This window comes from Kitasatospora sp. NPDC001547 (assembly GCF_042894165.1).
Classification (GTDB): Bacteria; Actinomycetota; Actinomycetes; order Streptomycetales; family Streptomycetaceae; genus Kitasatospora.
Map to the genome: position 1 here is coordinate 1 of NZ_JBIAVL010000059.1, position 1,625 is coordinate 1,625.

At 69.4% G+C, this 1,625-nt stretch carries 2 protein-coding genes; one reads left to right on the plus strand and one right to left on the minus strand.

The genetic code is table 11. The features are described 5' to 3' along the window. Nucleotides 1-116 precede the first annotated feature (116 nt). Nucleotides 117-602, plus strand: coding sequence for a hypothetical protein (locus ACFY0X_RS36845; protein WP_387760888.1), 486 nt, complete (start codon nucleotides 117-119; stop codon nucleotides 600-602). Here the strand turns inward: ACFY0X_RS36845 and ACFY0X_RS36850 are convergent. Continuing rightward, entirely contained in the window at nucleotides 568-1,350 is a 783-nt protein-coding gene (locus ACFY0X_RS36850) for an IS5 family transposase (protein WP_387760889.1), read from the minus strand. The two genes, ACFY0X_RS36845 and ACFY0X_RS36850, sit on opposite strands and share 35 nt — an antisense overlap. Nucleotides 1,351-1,625: the final 275 nt, after the last annotated feature.

A 1,625-nucleotide genomic window follows, 5' to 3' on the forward strand; every position in this document is an offset into this window, starting at 1 on the left:
CTTAGAAGTCGTTGTCTTTCCGATAATGACGGGTGCGTTTCCGCTGGTCAGGCGTAGTGCCGGTGCCTCGGTGGCAGAGACGGGTTGTCGTGTCGTCTCTTCGGTGGAGGTGCCGGATGCCGTCGGTGATGGGGCTGCTGGAGGAGCGTGAACGCTCCGCCCGGCAACGTGTGGAGGCCCTTCAGGCCGAGCTGCGGGAGGCGGAAGCCGCGTGGGAACGGTTCGTGATCGCCCGTGAGACGGTGGCCGAGGTGCTGGCCCTTCCTCGCGGCGGCGAAGACGGGCCGTCGGTTGTGGCGGCCGATGAGGGGACGAAGCAGGTCGCCGCAGCGGTGCCCGGTTCCGTGGTGCCGCAATGGCGTGAAGGACTCGCCCCAGCAGTGCTGGCACCGGACTACCAGCGGCTCGTGGAGATCCTGGTCGAGCGGGACGGGGAGGAGATGGACTGTCGGCAGCTCGCGGCGACACTCGGGCTGGAGCCGGTTCCGGCGAAGGTGGAGGGAGTGCGGTCGAAGGCCAAGCGGCTGGCCGCGCGGGGCTGGCTCGTCGAGGAGCGGCCGGGAATGTTCAGTGTGCCCGCCGGGCGAGCCGGCGGCTCATAACCATGCTCATCGACCACCGGATCATCGCTTCGGAGGTGTCGGTGCGCCTCTCGTAGTCGCGGGCCAGGCGGCGTGAGTGCATCAGCCACGCGAACGTCCTCTCCACCAGCCACCTTTTCGGCAGCACCACGAAGCCCGTGGCATCATCGGTCCGCTTGACCACGGTCAGCGCGATCCGCAGCACGTCGCGGGCGAGGTCGACCAGGCCTCCCGTGTAGCCGCCGTCGGCCCACACCAGCGAGATGCGCCAGTGCCGCTCACGCATCCGCTCCAGCAGGGTTCGGCCGGCCTCGCGGTCGGTGACCGAGGCAGCGGTGACCATGACGGCCAGCAGCAGCCCGAGGGTGTCCACGACGATGTGCCTCTTGCGGCCGTTCACCTTCTTCCCGCCGTCGAACCCCCGGCTCACGGCCGGCACCGACGCGGCCCCTTTCACCGACTGCGCGTCGACGATCCCGGCGGTCGGCTCCGGATCACGACCCGCCGCCTTGCGGACCCGGTCGCGCAGCCGGTCGTGGAACTCGCCGACCAGGCCCTTGTCCCGCCAGCGCCGGAAGAAGGCGTAGACGCGGTCCCATGCGGGGAAGTCCGCGGGCACCGCCCTCCAGGCGATTCCGCCCGCGACCAGGTAGCGCACCGCGTCGACCAGTTGCCGGTGGCAGTAGCCCTCCGGCTGCCCGCCGCGGCCTTCCAGCCAGGCGGGCACGGGCATCGCGTCGCGCACGACGGCCCACTCCGCGTCGGTCATGTCCGAGGGGTACCTCGGACGCCTGTGCGGCCGGTTGCCGGCGTTCCCGAACCGGTGAGCGAGGCAATCACACGACAGGGGTGCGGAGTTGGACGGCAACGCCAGAGAGACGGAAGACTGCAGCACCAGGGGCCTCCTGATTGCTCGGCTGGATTCGACACCCACGAGCTGTGCGGGAGGCCCCACTTCCATGCCCCGCCGACCAGAAGATCACCCAACCGAGTCGGCAGACTCGAACTCACGATCACAAAGATCGATAGAGCAACGGCTAGTTA